Here is a 21071-nt window from a genome sequence, read left to right on the forward strand (position 1 = left end):
TTTAGTTTACTATAGATTGTTTTATTTTCCACTTAAGTCTTTCCATACGTCTTTTGAAGCTTCTTGCATAAGATTTTCTAATCAGCCAATATAAGCTTTAATCATCGATTATTTGAATATTTGCTTGTATTAGAACCGCTGTCCCTGCAAAAGCGAGGACAGTCACTCTTTGTAACTTCAAGGATAAAAGCTATATTAAGTTTGTTTTCATTAGGGGAATATTATGGCTCAAAATGTGACTCAAAAACTGATTAGCGCACATAAGGTTGCGGGCGAAATGATCCCCGGTAATGAAATTGGCCTTAAGATCGATCAAACCTTATGCCAAGATGCCACAGGAACGATGGTAATGCTGGAATGCGAAGCCATGCAGTTAGATCGCACTAAAGCCGAAGTCTCGGTACAGTATGTTGACCATAACTTATTACAAACTGACTTTAAAAATGCCGACGACCATTTATTTTTACTGAGTGCGTGTAAAAAATTTGGTTTACATTACAGCGGTCCCGGTAATGGCGTTAGTCACCCCGTACATATGGAGCGTTTTGGTAAACTAGGGAAAACGTTACTTGGTTCAGATAGCCATACCTGTGCCGCCGGCTCTATGGGCATGTTAGCGATCGGTGCGGGTGGACTTGAAGTAGCCATGGCTATTGCCGGGCAGCCCTTTCATGTCAAGATGCCTAAAATTTGGGGCGTAAAATTAACCGGAGAATTACCTGCTTGGGTTAGCGCTAAAGATATTATCTTGGAGTTTTTGCGACGACATGATGTAGACGGTGGGGTAGGGAAAATTATTGAGTATTATGGTCCAGGGATACAATACTTATCCGCCATGGATAGACACGTTATCGCTAATATGGGCGCTGAATTAGGCGCCACTACTTCTGTATTTCCATCCGATGAAATAACACGTGAGTTTCTTCAAGCACAACAACGTGGGGATGATTGGCAAGAAATCATCGCCGATTCGAACGCAAGCTATGATGAGCATGAGGAAATTAACTTATCTGAATTAGTACCGATGATTGCATTGCCATCTAGCCCAGGAAAAGTAGTGCCTGTTAAGGATCAAGTGAGTCGCTATGCTCCCGAAGAATTTCGGCCATCGTGTCCCCGAAATTCGTTCGCATGACGCGACTGAAATTAGGCCGCGATACGTCCTGCGTCCGGCACGCACTCACTCCTTCGGAGTTCATGCCCGTGCCTCCCACAAATGACTTTACGGCGTGATGCGTTTCCTGCTTCGCCCGTCAACGCACGCCTATCGCGGGCTCTTCGACTTCGCATTGCTTTCACAATGCTTTCCTGTCTCATCGGTTGCAGGACGACCTATTTACCAAGCGATGATTGATTCATCTGCTAATCCTGGCTTACGGGATTTTGCGATTGCTGCGGAAATTATTGCAGGAAAACAAATATTCCCTGGTGTTTCTTTGGATATTAATCCGGCTTCCCGACAAATTTTAGAGAACATGGTGAAATTAGGCATCTTAGAAAAACTCATTCATGCGGGTGGTCGTATTCATCAAGTCGGTTGTAATGGTTGTATTGGTATGGGCCAAGCACCCGCCACAGGAAAAATTAGTTTACGCACAGTGCCAAGAAATTTTCCGGGTCGACCAGGCACAAAAGACGATCAAGTCTATCTTTGCAGCCCCGAAACAGCCGCTGCTTCGGCTCTCACAGGTGTCATCACGGATCCAAGCACTTTAGGGAGAAAGGCAATTATACGTTTTAAAGAACCTGGACAAATTATTATTAATACAGGCATGTTACTTACACCCCAGGACATTAATGCTTCCACGAAATTAGTTAAAGGTCCCAATATTCAACCGTTACCCGAAGTTAGTGCTTTATCACAAACGATTGAAGGCCCAGTTTTAATTAAGCTAGGTGATGATATCTCTACCGATACTATTTTACCGGCTGGCGCTAAAATATTACCTTTCCGTAGCAATATTCCAGGTATTAGCCAATTTGTATTTGATCAAATTGATCCTGACTATCCCAAACGTGCATTGAAATATCAAAAAACGGGATCAATTATTGTAGGTGGTGATAATTATGGTCAGGGTTCAAGTCGAGAACATGCGGCAATTGCGCCACGTTTTTTAGGTGTGCAGACTGTGATTACAAAAAGTTTTGCACGAATTCATCGACAAAACCTCATCAACTTTGGAATTTTACCACTTGTTTTTGAAAATCCCGCCGATTATGACGATATCGATCAAAATGATATTTTAGAATTAGCTAACGTTCAGCAAACTATTCAAAAAACACAATCCATTAAAGTGAATAATAAAACCAAGGATAAAACCTACACACTGCACCACAGCTTAAGTCCCCGCGAGCTAGAAGTATTACTCGTTGGAGGCCTTATTAATTGGGTAAAGCAAAAATAAATACTATTTATTGATTAAAAAACGTATCGAAAAGAAATTGTGGTTTTTTCTCTTCGTATAAAACACGATAAACGGATTCACAAATTGGCAGCTTAACTTTATATTTTCCCAGTAAATAAAAGACATTTTTAGCGGTAACTGTTCCTTCAGTGGTACCAATCTCTTTTTGTACTTGTTGCAACCTTTTGCCTTGCCCTAAGGCTAAACCTAAGCGACGATTGCGCGATTGATTATCCGTGCATGTTAATATTAAATCGCCTAAGCCAGACAACCCTAAAAAGGTTTCTTGTTCTGCGCCTAATTTAATACCTAATGCAATCATTTCTGATAACCCTTGTGTCATCAAAGCCGCTTTTGCATTTGCACCAAAACCCAAACCTTCTGTCATCCCTACCGCAATCGCCAATATATTTTTTACTGCCCCGCCTAACTCAACACCTGCCACGTCTTTTGTTAACTCTACATGAAATTTGTCGCTTCTAAATCGCTGCTGTAGATCATTAGCAAACGCCTGTTGCTTCGAGGCAATGGTTACGGCAGTTGGTAACCCCATCGCCACTTCTTTAGCAAAACTAGGACCTGAGAGAACCGCCATATCCATGTCACCCAGTATTTCACTGGCCACTTCATGCAACAATTGATGTTTATCTTCATCCAAACCTTTTGTTGCCCATAGCAAACGCTGCGTTGATTTTAACAACGGTTTGATAGCCAGTAAGGTCGCTCGAAAGGCTGTACTGGGAACAACGATTAAAATATCCCTTACATCCGCAAGAACCGTTTCGTAATCGTGGGAAAAAACAATCGATGGCGGGAGTTTCTGCTCAGGCAAATAGCGTGTGTTATAACGCGTTGTGTTTATTTGCTCGACCTGTTCTTTTTCATACGCCCATAACTTAACGGCTTGACCATTACGTGCCAAATGAAGAGCTAATGCGGTTCCCCACGCACCTGCGCCTAATACGGCGATAGGAGAAAAAGAATTGACTGAATCTGACATCTATGGGTTCCTGATTATTTATAGCAATAAAATGACTAAATGACTAAATGAACATCATACGATGAAATCATCAGGATAAAAAGATTGATGACACGGCCAGTGAAGTTTGAGTATTAGAGCGCGTGAGTCTATACGCGTGAGTCTATAAAAGTAAGCTAAACCATCCTGCAATGGCTAAAAATGGTCCAAAAGGTATCGCTTTTTGAAAGTTATTGTTTTTTTGCTTCATTAATAAAACAAAACCGATGAGCGACCCTAAAAGAGAGGCAATTAACAAAATCTTAATCAGCGCATGAATCCCCAACCAAGCACCCAGTAATGCGAAACACTTAAAATCACCCTGCCCCATCCCTTCTCTTTTAGTGAGGTATTGATAACTCTTTGCCACTATCCACAAACTGAGATAAGCAACACTGGCACCTAAAATAGCCGCTGCTGGCGCAACAAACACATGAAATGCATTTAAACTAAGACCCAACCACAATAAAGGCAATACTAAAATATCAGGCAATAGCCCGTGCTCAAAATCGATTCCACTCAGTGCAATAAGCCCCCATGTCAAAATGAGTGCCCCGAACATTTGTATACTCCAATTAAATCGATACGCCACCACGACAGAACATATTAAAGTCAGCATTTCAATCAGGGGATAACGAAGATGGATTTTTCTCCTACAATAAGCGCATTTCCCTTTTAAAAATAGATAGGCACATAAGGGTAACCTATAAAAAAAATTTAATGGCCGTTTACATTCTGGGCAGTGTGATGAAGGTAATATAAAATTAAAAGGTGTGGCTAATTTATTTCTATCCATAACGAAGACTGACTCCTCCCTTTGCCATTGAAGATGTAACATTAAAGGCAATCGGTATACTAACACAGTAAGAAAACCACCAATTAATAAGTTAAAAAATCCAATACTGATCCACATAATCCAATCCATTTAAATAACACTCCCCAGTTTAAAAATTGGCAAATACATGGCTATCATTAAGCCGCCTATCATGACGCCTAAAATAATAATTAATAAAGGTTCCGCAAGTTTAGACAAATTATTCACAAAATAGTCAATTTTTTCCTCATAAATATCCGCAACGTTATTCAACATCTCAGCTAAACTCGCTGAAACTTCGCCTAATTTAATGAGTTGTAATACGTCGGGCGCTAGGATCTTTTGCAGAAATAATGCTTGATAAAAGCTTTCACCATTCTGTATCAATTCGCAGCTTGATAAAATAGCGTTTTTATACACATAATTTTTTGTCATGCCCGCAATAGCCTGTAACGCATCAAGTAAAGGCAATCCAGAAAGTAATGCCGTTGCTAAGGCTCTACTTAAACGAGCCGTTATTACTTCTGATAAAACAGTTTTAAGCAAGGGTATTTTTATTAAAAACTGATCCTGATTAATTGCAACGATAGGATAATTTTTCTTTAAAAAAATAAATAATACCGTCACTATTAAAAAAAATAATGCTGCAAAAACAGCAATTGATCCTACAAACTGGGATAAATAAATCACTATTCTCGTTAGAAAAGGTAATTGTGCGCCTACTTCGGAAAAAATTTGTTCAAACTGTGGCACAACACCCATTAACAAAGCTAAAAAAACAAAACTAGCAACGCCTATAACAATGCAAGGATAAATAAGCGCATTGATTAACGCTGCCTTTAGCTTTAAATTTTTTTGCATATGCTCAGCAATACGCGATAACATGAGATCTAAATTAGATGTCCTTTCTCTCAATGCAATCAAGCGACAATGGAATTCACTAAAATAAGGGTGATTTTTTTGTAAGGCTTCTGTCAGGGAATAACCATTTTTTATACAGAAATTTAACTGATTAACAAATTCCTTAAGCAGTAGATTATTGATATTACCTTCTAATATCTCAAGTATTTGCACTAAGGGAAGACCTGCTTGGAGCAATCGCGCTATTTGGCGCGTAAAAATAAATAGCTCTTTTTCCTTAACACCTTTGCTGATAATGACGTTATATTTGCATTTGCTATGCTTAAGAATAATGCCTTCCTGTCGTAATTTTACTCGCAATAATCGAATATCCGACAGTAAGGTTTTACCCTTACAAGCTTTCCCTGCTTGTGTTATCCCGTCCCATACATATATTTTCACGATATTAAACATAAAAAACTTTTAATCTAATCTTTAATAATCCGTTTCATTTCTAGTAAACTGATTTCGCCTTGTTTAACTTTTTCAAGTGCTGAATCATAGAGGGTTTGCATCCCTGTAGTCTGCGCATACCGTGCAATTTCCTGAGCGTTACAACCTTTTAAAATTAAACTTTTTATTTCATCCGTGATCAATAACATTTCGAAAATACCTGTACGTCCGCGATAACCCTCCGTACATTCTGCACATCCTTGTGCGGAAAAAAGTAGATTCGATTTTATTTCTTCATGACTTAAACCCAATGCTAATAAAACATTTTCGGGTAATTCATCTTTTATTTTACAGTGCACACATAAACGTCTTCTAGACGTTGCGCAATAATCAAATTGAGAGAGGAAGCCACGTTATAAGCAGGAATGCCCATATTAAGTAAACGTACTAAACTTTCTGCCGCGCTATTGGTATGTAAACTTGATAAAACTAAATGGCCCGTTTGTGCGGCTTTAATCCCAATTTCTGCTGTTTCTTGATCGCGCATTTCGCCTACCATCATGATATCGGGGTCTTGGCGTAAAAATGCTCTTAATACTTTTGCAAAATCTAAGCCTATTTTTGGGTTGATATTGACTTGATTAATCCCGGGCAAAACTATTTCTATAGGATTCTCTACAGAAGAAATATTGTGTTGTGAAGTATTTAAAAAATTTAAGGCGGTATACAGCGTAATGGTTTTTCCGCTACCCGTAGGACCTGTCACTAACACCATGCCGTGTGGACATTGTAATGCTTGCAAAAAACAGTTTTTTTGCTCTATCGTCATCCCAAGTTTATCGACTTCCAGCAGCATTTTATTACTATCTAAAATCCTTATGACTAACTTTTCTCCATACAGCGTTGGGCACGTACTAATACGACAATCAATATTTCGATGATTAATATCCGCTACTTGAAAACGCCCATCTTGAGGAATACGTCGCTCAGCAATGTCGAGCTGCGACATGATTTTAAACCGCGTAATAATGCGTTGTGTCAAAGCAACAGGAAATTTAGCCGCTAAATACAATAAGCCATCTATTCTAAATCGAATCTGTAAATGATCGTGATAAGGCTCTACATGTACATCCGAGGCGCCGCGTTCAATGGCAGACTGCAATAATTGGGAAACTGTCTGAATAATCGCTATTTCACTATCCGTGTTTTTATCTAGCGGCTTATTACTATCAGAAAACGTTAAAATCGCCTCCTGTTTCTCTAGAATAAAAGTGCTCGATTTTTTTGTTACCTTCTCTCGTAACCGTTTTAACTTTTCTGGCTCTACTAATATTTTTTCAATGCTTAATCCAGTATGAAAGCTAATATCATCGATTGCTACTTGCTGTGTTGGATCCGCGATAGCCAAACCCAATTTTTCTTTCTCTTGCCATAAAGGTAATACTTGATATTTTTGTAGTAAGCTTTCTTCAATAACATCGCCAGGCAGTTGCAACGGATCAATGGTATCTAAATCAACGCTAGCTAAGCAAAATGCATGGGCTAATCCGGTTAACAACCGCGAAGAATCGATTGTTTTATCATTAATTAAACAACTAATAAATGATACCTGCTGATGCCTCGCTTCTTTCAAAACAAACGCAAGCTGCTCCTTAGTGGCGATTCCTTCTGTTATTAAATACTGAGAAAAATGATGACTGGCTTGATTTTCCATTTTTTTTATTTCCTTTACCACATCTAGTATAACGCAAATTTAATGGCAATGTATTAACGCATAAATGAAGAGTAATTTTTTAATTGTTCGTATTTTCAAGTACGAGTAGTATTAGGGTTTAATAGATTTTTTAGAAACACAGGTGCACTATAGAAACAGGATTAGATAAAGATGTTCATGTTTGGCATACTACGCTCGAACAGCACATCAAACACTATACGCTTTTCCAAACTTGGCTTTCTGCAGAGGAGATGATACGAGCAGAAAGTTTAGCGTTGGCGCTTCGTCAACGTTTTATATTAAGCCGGGGCATTTTACGCAAGCTACTATCTGCCTATAGTGGGCAATCTCCCGAAAAAATAATTTTTTCATATACTCAATCTGGCAAACCTGTTTTTGTTAATCATTCACCTCGGCAAATAGAATTTAATCTATCTCATTCACAAAATAGAGTCGCTTTCGCTTTTGCATGGGATACGCCTATTGGTATTGATATCGAATATAAAACACCAAGAAAACATCTGGATAAAATCGCCTATCGATTTTTCACTGCGCAGGATTATGAACAACTAAAAAATTTACAGGGCGAAGAAAAATTAAATACTTTTTTCGACCTCTGGGTACGTAATGAAGCCTTCCTAAAGGCAGTGGGACGGCGCTTAGGAACACATCCTTTGTCTAAATATAAGGCTAACAAAAAGCAAATAGATATAACTAAAGATAAGGAATCATGCACTATCCTTTCTTTAACGTTGCAGGCTGATTTTGCCGCCGCATTAGCTATAAAAGGCGAAAACAAACCCTTGCTAATAAGAACGTATGATTCAATGACATGAATGCGGCCTTCTCAACCAACACACACCGTTTATTTATTAAATTCCATTAGCATAAAACGCACCACACCACAGATTGCGTCATCCGCTTGCATTTCCGTTAAAGGGTAGTGAAGATTCAATGCCTTTAAATAGCGTTGATTACCATCAACCACTAATTGCCTAAAAAGCAAAGTAGCCCCTGTGCCTTGTTTTAAGCGCGCCAGCACAAAAGCGCCACCATGCGGAACACAATTGGTATCTAAAACGATAATACAGTTCTTTGGGAAACTGGGACCTTGTGCCGTTTCCATACAATCGTTTTCTACTCGAATAGCAAACGCATCCGAACTCAAAGGAATATTAGTGCTGATATAATTTGAGTAAACTTTGAGAGGTAGTTTAGATAATTGTACAAATCGATCCTTTGCTTCCTGTGCACTTAATAGAGGGACTTGATAGCTAGGCTGATTATTCTTAGAACCGCTATATAGGCCCTCTTCCTCTTCTACGCTATGTTCATGATCTAACCAACCGTGGGGTTTATTAAATACACTTTCAATATGGCTCGCCAATCTATCTCCAATATTTTTAATCGGGCTATTCCCAATTAAATGACTTATTTGGCTTTGCGAACGATCCAAACGTTCCGATAAATCCGTAATTCCACCTACCGAACGTGCCAATCTCCGTAAATTCTTCCGTCTAATATCTTTTACATTCATGCCATAGCTTTTATTAAAGTTATTGTTATGACCCGCCAAGTAAACTTATACCCTGCGTGACCTCCTATAAATGTCAAGAAAAGTAATATAAAAGGTAATATATATTACCTTTTTAGATAAGAAAAAAAAATGAATTTATTATTTAACGAGGTATTTTTTTAGCTTTTTCGCTATTTTTTGGTTTTTTAGGTGCATATAATCAGGCAAGCCTTGTTTATACGGAGGGTAATTTTCACCCTGAATCAAGGGTAAGAGATATTCTCGGCAACGGGGTGTAATATGAAAACCATCGGCGCTAATAAAATTTCGTGGCATTTTTTTCTCTTGGTTTGCCACATCAGCCAGCTTGGCTTCGCCAATAGTCCACTGATAACGTTTCCCCGATTTTCTTACAATAATTGGCATCACAGCATTTTTCCCTTTAATAGCGAACTCAACCGCCGCTTTACCTAAGGCATAGGCTTGCGTTACATCCACTTCAGAAGCAATATGCCGAGCTGAACGCTGTAAATAATCGGGTAATGCCCAATGGTACTTAAATCCTAATTTAGACTTAATTAATTCGGCTATGGTGGGTGCTGCACCACCTAGCTGCTTATGACCAAAGGCATCGGTACTTTTAGATTCAACTAAAAACTCATTATTTGCATCGCGCACCCCTTCAGCCAACACAATGACGCAATAACCATAACGTTTCACGGTTTTATTGACGCGATCTAAAAACTTAGCTTCATTGAACGCGATTTCAGGAAATAAAATAATATGTGGTGGCTCACCTTGGTTTTCCGCTGCTAAACCGCTGGCAGCCGCTATCCATCCTGTATGACGCCCCATGACTTCCATAATAAAAACTTTTGTTGAAGTCGCGCACATAGAGGCTACGTCTAAACCTGCCTCACGCGTAGAAATAGCAATATATTTTGCAACCGAGCCAAAACCCGGTGAATTATCGGTAAATGGTAAATCATTATCGACAGTTTTAGGAATACCAATGCACGTTAAAGGATAAGCTAGCTCTTTACTTAACAAAGAAAGTTTATGTGCCGTATCCTGAGAGTCCCCACCACCATTATAAAAAAAATAACCAATATTATGCGCTGAAAATACGGCTAATAAACGCTCATATTCAGCACGATTTTCTTCTAAACCCTTTAACTTATAACGACAAGAACCAAATGCACCGCCTGGTGTATAGCGCAATCCAGCAATCGCTTTAGCCGTTTCTTTGCTGGTATCAATCAAATCTTCTGTTAAAGCACCGATTATTCCATTAGAACCCGCATATACTTTGCCTATTTTACTTTTATGTTGCCTAGCCGTTTCAATCAGGCCCCACGCTGTCGCATTAATAACCGCGGTAACCCCACCTGACTGCGCATAAAAAGCATTTTTCTTTGACATCTCGCTCACTCTCCAGTTAACTTAAAAGATTAAAAGACATGTAATATAACCATTGTGCTTGAATTTGCGAAATCGTAAATTAGACTTCTTTCAAAACACAGCTAAAACACGCTTGATCTTCTAGGTATTCACATGCGACTTCACATTTTAGGTATCTGCGGCACCTTCATGGCAGGCATTGCCCTATTGGCAAAAGAAAAGGGATTCACCGTCACGGGTTCCGATGCCAACATCTATCCGCCTATGAGCACGCATTTGCAAGAACAAGGCATCTCTATTTTTGAAGGCTACGAGGATCTCAATCAATTCTCTACGTCGCCTGATATCGTGATTATGGGCAATAGCATGAAACGCGGGAATCCTTGTGTAGAATATGTTCTCAATAAAGGAATTCCCTATATTTCAGGCCCGCAATGGTTAGCAGAGAATGTGCTACAAGGTCGGCATGTTTTAGCTGTCGCGGGTACGCACGGTAAAACAACGGTAACCAGTTTACTCAGCTGGATAAGCGATTACGCAGGCTTAAACCCTGGATTTTTAATAGGTGGTGTTGCAAAAAACTTTAAAACATCCGCGCGATTAGGCAGCGATCCTTTTTTCATCATCGAAGCCGATGAATACGACACGGCTTTTTTTGATAAACGATCTAAATTTATTCATTATCATCCGCGCACACTCATTTTAAATAATCTTGAGTTTGATCATGCGGATATTTTCCCTGATTTAAATGCCATTAAATTACAATTCTCCTATTTACTACGCACTATCCCCAGTGAAGGCTTAATTATTAGCCCAAAAGAAGATAAAAATTTACAAGCGGTACTATCACAAGCCTGTTGGACACCGGTTGCGTACACAGGAACGGATTCAAGTTGGCATGCAACGCTTATAAAACCTGATGGAAGTCAATTTACCGTAGCTTTCAATCATAAAGAGCAAGACGACGTTAAGTGGAATCTCTTAGGTAAACACAACGTTGCAAATGCCCTTAATGCGATTGCCGCTGCAAATCATATTGGCATAAAACCTAGCCAAGCCATTGAAGCACTAAACCAATTTCAAGGTATTAAGCGCCGTTTAGAAATTTATAAGCAAATTAATGAAATAACGCTTTATGATGATTTTGCCCATCATCCTACCGCTATTGCCTCCACACTCGCCGGTTTACGTCAACGTGTAGGCAAAGCACGGATTTTAGTGATTTTACAGTGTGGTACGCATACGATGCGCTCGGGTGTACATAGTAAGACCTTAGGTCCCTCCTTAAAAGAGGCCGATAAAGTATGGTTAATAACGCCTGACCAGGATTGGTGTGTTGAACAAAATCCCGCTGTCCCCATGCAAATTTGTGATTCCATAGCAACAGTGGTAGAAAGTGTAAGTAAGGAAACCAAGCCCCATGATCACATTGTTATCATGAGCAACCGTGGCGCGGATACCTTCCATGAAAAATTAGTTAATGCTTTATCCCACTTGTGAATAATCTAGACATAACATATCTCCAACAAGCACTCGAACTTGCTAAACTGCGCCGTGGTTTTTGTGCGCCAAATCCCTGTGTGGGTGCTGTACTGGTTAAAGATGGAAAGGTGATAGCCAGCGGCTATCATTTGGCTAGCGGGTCTGCACATGCTGAAGTAGAGGCCTTAAATAAAATTGATGCCTCTGTTGCGAAAGGCGCCACACTGTATGTTACTTTGCAACCCTGTTGCCATACCGCAAAGAAAACACCCCCTTGCACCCAGCTCTTGATTGCCAAAAAAATTGCTAAGGTGGTTTATGCGTTTAGAGATCCTAACCCGGCTGTCAGCGATCATTCTGATCAGCAATTGCAACAAGCCGGCATTGTTTGCACTCAACAATCTTTACCAGAAATCGACGATTTTTATGCGAGCTATCAATTTTGGTGGAAACATCAACAACCTTTTGTCACTGCAAAACTGGCCATTAGCTTAGATGGAAAAGTAGCCGGACAGCATGGGCAACGCATACAACTAACCGGCGAAGCGGCACAACGATTTACGCATCAGCAACGTCAGCGTGCTGATGCCATCTTAAGCACGGCAAAAACAATTTCTAACGATAATCCCTTATTGAATGTACGAATAGATAACGCGACTATTTCAAAACCGCTTTACATCTTAGATAGTGAATTAAATACGCCATTATCAGCACATGTTTTTAATACCGCAAAAAAAATTACGCTTTTTCACAAAATGGATTTAAGTAGTAAAAAACAAATTGAATATCATCGCGATAATGTTCAGCTGGTTGGCATTAAAACCAATCTGGCAAGCCTTAATTTAGATGATGTTCTTAAACATATTGGGCAAGATAGGCATCATGACCTGTGGGTAGAGGCCGGAGGCCATTGCTTTCAATCGTTTGCGCAAAATCAGCTATTACAACGTGCTTTTATTTATGTTGCCCCTCTCTGGTTAGGGCAGGATGCCCAAAATGCCTTTACTGACCCCCAGGTATTCTCCAAGGCAAAACCTGCCGCCCCTATCCTTTTAGGCCCAGATAGTTGTTTTATATTCAATTGGCCCTAAGAATAGGAGTATAATCAGCCTCAAGACACTCGATAACTAATAAAATAAGCGCTGCTATGAATACTACCTCTTTTTCCACTATCCATCGTGCTTTAGACGATTTACGCCAAGGCAAGATGGTTATCCTGTTTGACCATGAGAATCGCGAAAATGAAGGCGATTTAATCCTTGCGGCTGACCAGGTGACACCTGAAGCAATTAATTTTATGGCCCAACATGCACGGGGCTTAATTTGCCTCGCCTTGCAGGACGCGGATATTCAGCGCTTACAACTCCCTATGATGGTGGAACACTCAACAAACCCTTTCAATACCGCCTTTACCGCTTCTATAGAAGCCGCTGAAGGTGTTACAACAGGCATCTCAGCGGCCGATAGAGCACATACCATTAAAGTAGCGGTCGACCCTCAAAGTACCGCGAAAAATATCGTCATGCCCGGCCATATTTTTCCTTTACGTGCACGCAAAGGCGGCGTTTTAGAGCGTATGGGACAAACTGAAGGTGGTACTGATCTGATGCGTTTAGCCGGCTTAACACCCGCAGCGGTTATTTGTGAAATCATGAATGCTGATGGCAGTATGGCCCGTTTCCCTGATTTGCAAAAATTTGCAGAACAGCATCAACTCACCCTCTTATCAATCCGCGAATTGATAGACTATCGATTACAAACAGAGTCCCTAGTCAAAGAAATTGCTTCTATTGGGTTACCCACTGAAGACTATGGTGATTTAACCATCAAATTATTTGAAAGTTGTCTTGACCAACATCACCATTTAGCCATCATAAAAGACAACCCTCACCAAACTGATCCATCCACCCTGGTACGTATCCATTCCGAATGTTTTACCGGTGATATTTTTGGTTCTGCGCGTTGCGATTGTGGTTGGCAGTTACATGAATCATTGCGTCAGATCAGCCAACAAGGCGGAACATTATTGTACCTTCGTCAAGAAGGACGCGGCATTGGTTTACTCAATAAACTTAAAGCCTACGCGTTACAAGACCAAGGCTTTGATACCGTGGAAGCTAACCAGAAATTAGGTTTTGGTAGTGATGAACGTGATTATTGGATAGGCGCACAAATTCTTCGCCAGCTTAAACAACTTACCGTAAAAGTGCTCACTAACAATCCACGAAAAATAACTGATTTAGAACAACAAGGGATCACCGTAACAGAACGTATTCCATTAATTGCTAAACCCAACAAAACAAATCAGGCCTACTTAAAAACGAAACAAAGCAAATTAGGCCATCTTCTTAATCTATAATATAAAAAGGACAATTACTTATGAAAAAAATACAAGAAATCACTGCAAAACCTTTTCATTTTTCTCATCCTGAACAAGCATTTAAACTAGCCATTGTCGTCAGCCGCTTTAATGAAGAAATTACAGAAGCGTTACTAGAAAGCGCATTAGCTCGCTTACAAATGCTTAATTTTCCCGAAGAACATATCACTGTGGTTAGAGTACCGGGTGCTATAGAGCTCGGTCTTGCCGCACAACAATTTGCGCTTTCCGACGCCAACTACCTGGCAATCATTTGTTTAGGTGCTGTCATTCGCGGTGAAACCAATCATTATGACTATGTCTGTCAACAAGTCAGTTATGCCTGCCAAAAAGTAGCATTAGAAGAAAATATCCCTGTGATATTTGGCGTATTAACCACCGACGATGAAGAACAAGCCTTGGCACGTATTAATAAAGGGGCTGAAGCGGTCGATGCAGCCATGGAGATGGTATCTCTACTAGATCAAATTGAAGAAATTGCTGCTGAAGAAACCACTGCCTAAAAATACTCGCTTTAGAAAAGTATTTTTATGGCAGCGTAGTTTAATTAGATGAAATATATTTTTCGCGTCGGATTATTTCCGAAGGGAAACTATGGGTATTGATTAAAAGAGAAAATACTTCGTCTACCATATTCGGATTGCCGCATAAATAAACGATGTCCTGCTTAGGGTTCGGCTCAATCTCATTAAAAGCATTAAGCACACGGCCTTCGTATTCATAAGGTAAACGTTGTTCTAGTTTAATACGGCTGTAGTAGGCACGAAATTCAAACCAAGAATTTTTTTGTGCAAATGCGGTAAATTCATCACGATATAACAAATCCTCAGGCTTACGCACACCAAATAATAAAACAACTTTAAACCCAGGGCGTTGTTTAAAACGGTCTGCAAGTTCAGATAACATGGTTCGATAGGGCGTAATACCCGTCCCCGTCGCTACAAAAATATAACGGCCAGGCTGATCATCTCTCAAGACCAAACGACCGAAAGGACCGGTTGCCGTTACCTTATCACCCACTTGCATCGTGAATAAGAGGTCGCTTGCTGTTCCTTCAGGAACATAGGATGCAGCAAACTCTATTTTATCACTCGCCTCATGCGTACTATTAGCGATGCTATAACTACGACGCAATATTTTTTCGGGCGTAGGAATATGTAAGGTAATAAACTGGCCTGGAATAAAGCTACACGCCTCACCATCCTCGCGATGAAAGGTGAAGTGTTTAACGGCAGGCGCTATCTGCCGGCTATCCTGCAAAGTAAGTGTAAATTCTTTTTTAGTCATAGACCGCGTAGTCTAATCAGCTAACATCATTTCGTCAAAGGATTAGCAACTAAAGTGCACCTTTTTAGGTCCATCGCTTACTTTCTCTTCCGTATTGGAGGTCGCTTTGAAAAAGGTATCTCGAGAGACGTAGGGCATTAAGCATGAAGCACGATAAAACCCTTTATCTGCTGACAACAACCGGGCCGAGCTCCCACCGCCATTTTTCTTTACTAAGTCGCTGCCTGCTACCATTTTTGACTGTCTGAATGTAGCTCGCTGCACTTTTTTGTTATTGCGCCCTGATGTAAGAATCTCAGGATCTTCGTGGCACTTAAAGAGTAATTTCGCAGTATCTTCATTTTTTTGAGTAATTGCCATATCATCCAACCACTGCCGCGGCGAGTGCAGCTTATAATGATTGTCAAAATATATGCTAAAAACTGTCTCTAACATCGAATGTATTAAGATAGTTGGATGTAAATCGTCCCAAAATACCCGGTCTTGATTAGGCAAACATTTCTTCATCTGTAATAAAATCGATGTGTAGATATTCGTTAGTTTTATCTTTTTATTAAAACCGTTTTGATATCCCTTGACTGCCGCTTGAATGATTTGAGTGTGCCATGATGTATGCTTTTGTTCGTCGCCTACCAATTCAAGCATACCCGTTGCTTGATTCCCCACACTCAAGTCTAATTGTTTTCGAACTTCTACAGGTAGGTCTAAGACTATGCTCCTGGCTTTTCCATCGTCATTTTTTACTAATTCTCCCTGCTGAAAAAATAAAGCTTCAATTTTACCCTTTTCAGTTTTAGTTAAAACGATCGCATTACCTTTTATGTGCGATTCACATTTATTAAACCGATAATAAATAGCACATCCGCTAGTAAATCCATACATTTCAGGATTTTCATTTACTTCATTAAAAACAGACGCCGCATCAAATACTTCCACATCAGTATCTAATTTTGCATGACTCGCTAGCTGACAACCCAACTCATCCAGGAACATCGTATTACCTGCATTTCTTTCAACTTTTCCTCGCTCTAAGCCCAACACTCTTTTTTGCTCTTTCGACAGCTTCACCTTAACTACCACAGGTTTATCTTTTGAGGGTTGCAATATAAACCCGCCCTTTTCTACAAAATAGACAGCTCTATGGCTTCCCTTCCCAACCATGATTATTCCTTGTCGGTTGATTTCAGATAAAAAGTTAATGTCTTTCTTATTTTCAACCTGATAGATGGCACACAACCTAAAATCAATATATCGATAACTTCGTGCTAAATCTTTTAATTCTTCATTGAATTTAAAACACATGTTTTGTGCTTGCGCTCTCTTCTTTGCTGTCTCCCCCTGAAATCGGGGTGTCTTACTAAAATCTGGCAGTGTAAACAACACAACATTTTTTGAATAATTTGAACTACCCGCTTTTTTTTGGGTTGTTGTTAATAAGTCTATTGCGGTTTGAATACCTTTTATAGCTCGAGAAACCCCACCTTCATTACAATAGCCTACGGTTACAAAATCATTCGCACCTGCAAAAATAAGATTTAAGTCATCGGGCTTAATACCTTTATCTTCCTTCTTTAAATCATGACTCTGTTTTTCTATATTATTGAGAAAAAAGCTTAATATAAACCCTTTAATATATCTGAAAAAATTAAGAAACCAGCCATAATTATAAGCAGTTGATCCGCCCTCAGCCATATTTTTCCCAGCCAAATTTTCGCCCATCGAACGACTATGACTCTTATAAAATGGAACCCTCTTTGATAATTTTTGTAGCTGATGCTGTATTCTTATTTGAAGAGGATAGGTCCAGACATGGCCGTTGGTAAACTGATCCTCAGGCGATCGATGTAAAAACCAACGATAAGGTATCAACCCAAATATTTTTTGTTTATATTTGCCCCTTTTTTTACCCTCATCACTTAAACTATCACCAATGATATTGATAGTCCCATTTACTTCGGTTTTTTCTGGGTGAAGAGGAGCCGCAGCCGCATAAGTGCTTACTCCCCGTCTCTGAGGAAAAAGTGGAACAGAAGCTTTTGCAGCTAAATCACGAAAAACGCCAGCCATAATATTTTACTGTTTATTTCAATTACCTTTTAACGTTATTAAACAGCAAGAATATTAAGGCTTTATTAGCCAGCAGGGTAAAAATAGGCATTTAACTCCTATTCGAAAAAATAGCGACTCTGCTGCAGGTTAGCTATCTGCTCATTAAGCCAGCTTCAGTAAAATGCTTTTTAGCAGCAGTAATATCGGCAGCAATCTGCTTTTTTAACTCATCTAGGGAAGAAAACTTTTTCTCATCTCGAATTTTTTTTAAAAACTCTATTTGCAAACAAGCGCCATAAATATCCTTATTAAAGTCCAATAAATGGACTTCTAATAAATCTTTCACGCCATCGACGGTAGGCCGTCTTCCACAATTAGCCACTGCATTTAAAGGATTTTCTCCTAAACCGTATACACGCACCATAAAAACACCGGTTACAGGCGGAACGAAACGGTGCAAGGCAATATTTGCCGTGGGAAACCCTAATAAACGACCGCGTTGATCACCGTGAATAACGCGACCACTTAAGGAAAATGGTCGTGTTAGCAACTGCTTCGCTAAGGAAAAATCACCTTCTTTTAAAGCATTGCGCACACGCGAGCTTCCTATACGTTCACCCTCAAACAATACCGTCGGCGTTGCATGGACCGCAAAATTATACTGTTGGCCTAATTTTTCTAAACTTGCAAAATCACCTTGACGTCCTTTTCCAAATCTAAAATCATCACCTACTATTAAAGAATGAACACCTAATTTATCGACTAAAACTTCTTTAACAAAAATTTCCGCTGGCATAGCCGCTAAATGTTTATTAAAGCGCAAACAAACTATCCTATCGACGGATAAATCTTTAAGCATTTTTATTTTTTCGCGCAAACGCATCAACCGTGCCGGCGCTTTGTCTGCCAAAAAAAATTCTTGTGGGTGAGGTTCGAATAACATCACGCAGCTAGGCAAATGCAATTGTTTTGCTTGCTGCTGTAATGCTTGAATAACAACTTGATGTCCTTGATGCAGGCCATCAAAGTTTCCAATCGTTAAAACACAATCTCGATGTTTTGCTTTTAAATTATGTAATCCAAAAATCAACTCGGTCATGGCTTTGCTTTTAAGTCACGAAAACGCAAGCCGCTTATCCATAAACAACTGATATAAATAATAATAGAAATCACACCGAGAAATAAAATATGTAAAAACCGTTGCTGCCAATTCCAACTTAACCATACAGGCAACGCGGCTGCAGCCCAATAAAGAAATAAAGCTAACGCGCTATTAGCAAATACCAAGCGTAATATAAACATCAGCCAACCCGATTGCCATTGAAACATACCGCGCGTTCTAAGCCCCTGCAGCAATAATCCTGCATTTAACCAAGCGGATAAGGAACTGGCTAACGCTAACCCAGCATGTTTAAGCGGCATAATCAAAAGAATGTTTAACAACATATTCACGACTAGCGCAGTAATCCCTATACGTACCGGCGTACGAATATTTTGTTGCGCATAAAAAGCAGCTGCCAGTACTTTTATCAGCATAAATGCTTGCAGCCCAACGGAATAAGCTATCACACTGCGCTGCGTCATGAATACATCATGGTCAGTAAACTTTCCGTAATGGAATAAACTAATAATCAAGGGACCTGATAAAATCAGCATCGTCAGTGAAGCAGGGATACCAATCAGTAAATTGCACCTCAGCCCCCAGTTCAATGTACTAGAAAAAGCTCCCGGTGTTTTTGCAGCATGTTGGCGAGAAAGGTGCGGCAAAATAACAGTAAGCAAAGCGACGCCAAAAACGCCTAAAGGAAAATAAGCTAATCTATCTGAATAATAAAGCCAAGTGACACTACCGGCCACTAAAAAGGAGGCAAAAATGGTATTGAGCAATAAACTAATCTGTCCAATAGACGAGCCAAACAAAGCGGGCAACATCAACTTTAAAACTTTTTGCACACCTGGATCACGCCAGTTGAAAAGCGGTCTACGCAATAAATTAAGTTGTTTTAAAAAAGGTAACTGAAAGCCAAGCTGCAAAAACCCTGCTAGCAGCACACCCCATGCCTGTGCCTCTACCGGCACTTTAAAATAATGTGTTATGCCAAATGCCGTGGCAATCAAACAAACATTTAATAAAGCTGGCGTAAAAGCAGGCACCCAAAATAAACCATAACAATTTAAAATAGCGCCAACTAATGCCGTAAGAGAAATTAACATTAAATAGGGAAATGTTACTCTTAACATCTCACTGGCTAATTGAAATCGATAAGGATCTAAACCCGGTGCAAAAAGCGTTACTAACCCTTTGCTACCTAAAATACCGGCAATACTAACCACCAATAAAATGAAACCTAATACACCAGTAATATGAGCAATAAAAGTCTCAACCTCTTTTTGAGTTTTTGTTTGCTTATACTCTGCTAAAGTGGGAATAAAAGCCGTTGAGAAAGAACCTTCTGCAAATAAACCTCGCATAAAGTTAGGGATTTTAAATGCAATATAAAAAGCATCCACCGCCGCGGTTGCACCAAACGTTCTCGCCGCAATAATATCCCGAACAAAACCTAGAATCCGCGATAGTAAAGTCATCGAGGCAACAACGGATGTTGATTTAAAGAGCGCTTTACTCATAATGCGTGCTTTCTAACCACATTTCTACAATTAATTGGGCCGAAATACTATCAATCGCCTTTTTTTGCAGGGCTTTATATCCGCCTGATGAAAATAAACGCGCGCGCGCTTCAACCGTCGTCAACCGTTCGTCTACGGTAAAAACGGGCAACTGGGTTCGTTGTTTTAAGTTTTCTGAAAAAAAACGTGCCGATTGTGTCATAGGCTGTTCTGATCCGTCCATGTTCAAAGGCATTCCTACAATGAGCGCATCAGGGGACCATGTTTTTATTAAGGTATCAATTTCTTTCCAAGGCGGCTCCCCTTTTTGTGCAATTAAACTTGTTAATGGCTGTGCCATTAAGGGTGATGTATAGCCTACTGCTACACCGATATATTTGGTGCCAAAATCAAAGCCCAAAACGGTTTTAATCACGCATGACCACCGCTATAAACCAATTTATCAATCTCTATGCCTAAACTATTGATCGCTTTTAGCCAACGCTTATTAAAAGGAACATCAAATAAAATAGCTGGATCTGCTGGTACTGTTAGCCAGAAATTATTAATAATTTCCTGTTCTATTTGTCCCGCTACCCAATTTGCATAACCTAAAGAAAAAATAAATTTCTCGGGCCCTTGTTGTTTTGCAATGGCTTGTAAAATATCTTTAGACGTCGTTACACAGATTTCGCTATTCATCTTAAGGCTAGATTGCCACTCACCACCCGGCACATGAATCACAAAGCCACGTTCGGGATGAATAGGTCCCCCACAGAGTATGGGAAAATCAGCTGTTGAAGGTGATTCCGATTTACTTCCTACAATTGCCTGCAATATTTCTGAAAGATTAACCCTAAAAGACTGTAATGGCTGATTAACGATAATTCCAACAGCACCTTTTTCATTATGTTCGCAGATATATACTACGGATCGATTAAAGTAAGGATCCGTTAAAATCGGCATTGCCACCAAAAAATGGTTTGTTAAAGAATGACTCGTCTCTATCATTAAAGCCTCTAGCTTAAAATCCGGTTAGTAATCATAGCATTAGACTCCTTATCAAACCTAGTCTAAGGCTATACCCGTGCATGTATGGTGGCGA

General features: G+C 39.8%; 19 protein-coding genes and 1 pseudogene. 7 read left to right on the forward strand and 13 right to left on the reverse strand.

What is annotated here, in order from left to right; translation table 11 throughout:
• The first annotated feature begins 223 nt into the window (after positions 1 to 223).
• On the forward strand, positions 224 to 1135 hold the full coding sequence (locus KX723_RS07390; RefSeq protein ID WP_246562437.1) for an aconitase family protein: 912 nt from the start codon (positions 224 to 226) through the stop codon (positions 1133 to 1135).
• A gap of 11 nt (positions 1136 to 1146) precedes the next feature.
• Here KX723_RS07390 and KX723_RS07395 read toward each other — a convergent pair whose 3' ends face one another.
• Positions 1147 to 1317, reverse strand: a complete 171-nt coding sequence (locus KX723_RS07395) for a hypothetical protein (RefSeq protein ID WP_218813323.1) — start codon at positions 1315 to 1317, stop codon at positions 1147 to 1149.
• On the opposite strand from KX723_RS07395, the gene KX723_RS07400 reads away from it, so the two are divergent.
• A complete protein-coding gene (locus KX723_RS07400; protein ID WP_246562438.1) occupies positions 1290 to 2405 on the forward strand; it encodes an aconitase family protein in 1116 nt (371 codons plus the stop codon). The genes KX723_RS07395 and KX723_RS07400 overlap by 28 nt on opposite strands.
• Before the next feature lie 7 nt (positions 2406 to 2412).
• On the opposite strand, the gene KX723_RS07405 is transcribed toward KX723_RS07400, so the two are convergent.
• The 4 genes and pseudogenes from KX723_RS07405 to KX723_RS07425 form a co-directional block, all read right to left on the reverse strand.
• On the reverse strand, positions 2413 to 3405 hold the full coding sequence (locus tag KX723_RS07405; protein WP_218813737.1) for an NAD(P)H-dependent glycerol-3-phosphate dehydrogenase: 993 nt from the start codon (positions 3403 to 3405) through the stop codon (positions 2413 to 2415).
• A gap of 142 nt (positions 3406 to 3547) precedes the next feature.
• Positions 3548 to 4348 carry a prepilin peptidase gene (locus tag KX723_RS07410; RefSeq protein ID WP_218813738.1) on the reverse strand — a complete coding sequence of 267 codons (801 nt, stop codon included), beginning with the start codon at positions 4346 to 4348 and terminating at the stop codon, positions 3548 to 3550.
• The gene (locus KX723_RS07415) at positions 4349 to 5551 is read right to left on the reverse strand and encodes a type II secretion system F family protein (RefSeq protein ID WP_218813739.1); all 1203 of its coding nucleotides are present in this window, start codon (positions 5549 to 5551) and stop codon (positions 4349 to 4351) included. It abuts the gene before it with no gap.
• A 14-nt stretch (positions 5552 to 5565) separates the two neighbouring features.
• A pseudogene (locus KX723_RS07425) lies at positions 5566 to 7244 on the reverse strand (GspE/PulE family protein).
• A 251-nt stretch (positions 7245 to 7495) separates the two neighbouring features.
• Here KX723_RS07425 and KX723_RS07430 point away from each other — a divergent pair.
• A complete protein-coding gene (locus tag KX723_RS07430; RefSeq protein ID WP_218813742.1) occupies positions 7496 to 8080 on the forward strand; it encodes a 4'-phosphopantetheinyl transferase family protein in 585 nt (194 codons plus the stop codon).
• A gap of 29 nt (positions 8081 to 8109) precedes the next feature.
• Here KX723_RS07430 and KX723_RS07435 read toward each other — a convergent pair whose 3' ends face one another.
• Both KX723_RS07435 and KX723_RS07440 read right to left on the reverse strand, forming a co-directional pair.
• Entirely contained in the window at positions 8110 to 8820 is a 711-nt protein-coding gene (locus tag KX723_RS07435) for a LexA family protein (protein WP_246562439.1), read from the reverse strand.
• A 99-nt stretch (positions 8821 to 8919) separates the two neighbouring features.
• Positions 8920 to 10182 carry a 6-phosphofructokinase gene (locus tag KX723_RS07440; protein WP_218813743.1) on the reverse strand — a complete coding sequence of 421 codons (1263 nt, stop codon included), beginning with the start codon at positions 10180 to 10182 and terminating at the stop codon, positions 8920 to 8922.
• A gap of 132 nt (positions 10183 to 10314) precedes the next feature.
• Here KX723_RS07440 and mpl point away from each other — a divergent pair, with 132 nt between their 5' ends.
• From mpl to ribH, 4 genes are read left to right on the forward strand one after another with little or no spacing between them, the layout of a single operon-like run.
• Entirely contained in the window at positions 10315 to 11661 is a 1347-nt protein-coding gene (gene mpl, locus KX723_RS07445; RefSeq protein ID WP_218813744.1) for a UDP-N-acetylmuramate:L-alanyl-gamma-D-glutamyl-meso-diaminopimelate ligase, read from the forward strand.
• Positions 11658 to 12734 (forward strand): bifunctional diaminohydroxyphosphoribosylaminopyrimidine deaminase/5-amino-6-(5-phosphoribosylamino)uracil reductase RibD, encoded by a 1077-nt coding sequence (gene ribD, locus KX723_RS07450; RefSeq protein ID WP_218813745.1) that lies wholly within the window; start codon positions 11658 to 11660, stop codon positions 12732 to 12734. Before mpl ends, ribD begins: the two co-directional genes overlap by 4 nt.
• A 56-nt stretch (positions 12735 to 12790) precedes the next feature.
• On the forward strand, positions 12791 to 14002 hold the full coding sequence (gene ribB / locus KX723_RS07455) for a 3,4-dihydroxy-2-butanone-4-phosphate synthase (protein ID WP_218813746.1): 1212 nt from the start codon (positions 12791 to 12793) through the stop codon (positions 14000 to 14002).
• A gap of 20 nt (positions 14003 to 14022) precedes the next feature.
• Complete coding sequence (gene ribH / locus KX723_RS07460; protein ID WP_218813747.1) at positions 14023 to 14526, forward strand: 6,7-dimethyl-8-ribityllumazine synthase; 504 nt, start codon at positions 14023 to 14025, stop codon at positions 14524 to 14526.
• 40 nt (positions 14527 to 14566) lie between these two features.
• Here ribH and KX723_RS07465 read toward each other — a convergent pair whose 3' ends face one another.
• The 6 genes from KX723_RS07465 to KX723_RS07490 all read right to left on the reverse strand — a co-directional run bounded on the left by KX723_RS07465 (position 14567) and on the right by KX723_RS07490 (position 20977).
• On the reverse strand, positions 14567 to 15310 hold the full coding sequence (locus KX723_RS07465; protein ID WP_218813748.1) for a ferredoxin--NADP reductase: 744 nt from the start codon (positions 15308 to 15310) through the stop codon (positions 14567 to 14569).
• Positions 15311 to 15352: 42 nt separating this feature from the next.
• Positions 15353 to 17377, reverse strand: a complete 2025-nt coding sequence (locus KX723_RS07470; RefSeq protein WP_218813749.1) for an SGNH/GDSL hydrolase family protein — start codon at positions 17375 to 17377, stop codon at positions 15353 to 15355.
• A 133-nt stretch (positions 17378 to 17510) separates the two neighbouring features.
• Complete coding sequence (gene ribF, locus KX723_RS07475; protein ID WP_218813750.1) at positions 17511 to 18458, reverse strand: bifunctional riboflavin kinase/FAD synthetase; 948 nt, start codon at positions 18456 to 18458, stop codon at positions 17511 to 17513.
• Positions 18455 to 19987 carry a murein biosynthesis integral membrane protein MurJ gene (gene murJ / locus KX723_RS07480; protein ID WP_218813751.1) on the reverse strand — a complete coding sequence of 511 codons (1533 nt, stop codon included), beginning with the start codon at positions 19985 to 19987 and terminating at the stop codon, positions 18455 to 18457. Before murJ ends, ribF begins: the two co-directional genes overlap by 4 nt.
• Complete coding sequence (gene ruvX, locus KX723_RS07485; protein WP_218813752.1) at positions 19980 to 20402, reverse strand: Holliday junction resolvase RuvX; 423 nt, start codon at positions 20400 to 20402, stop codon at positions 19980 to 19982. The genes murJ and ruvX overlap by 8 nt, the downstream gene beginning before the upstream one ends.
• The gene (locus tag KX723_RS07490; RefSeq protein WP_218813753.1) at positions 20399 to 20977 is read right to left on the reverse strand and encodes a YqgE/AlgH family protein; all 579 of its coding nucleotides are present in this window, start codon (positions 20975 to 20977) and stop codon (positions 20399 to 20401) included. The genes ruvX and KX723_RS07490 overlap by 4 nt, the downstream gene beginning before the upstream one ends.
• Positions 20978 to 21071 lie beyond the last annotated feature (94 nt).

The sequence above is a fragment of the Rickettsiella endosymbiont of Dermanyssus gallinae genome (assembly GCF_019285595.1).
Classification (GTDB): Bacteria; Pseudomonadota; Gammaproteobacteria; order Diplorickettsiales; family Diplorickettsiaceae; genus Rickettsiella_B.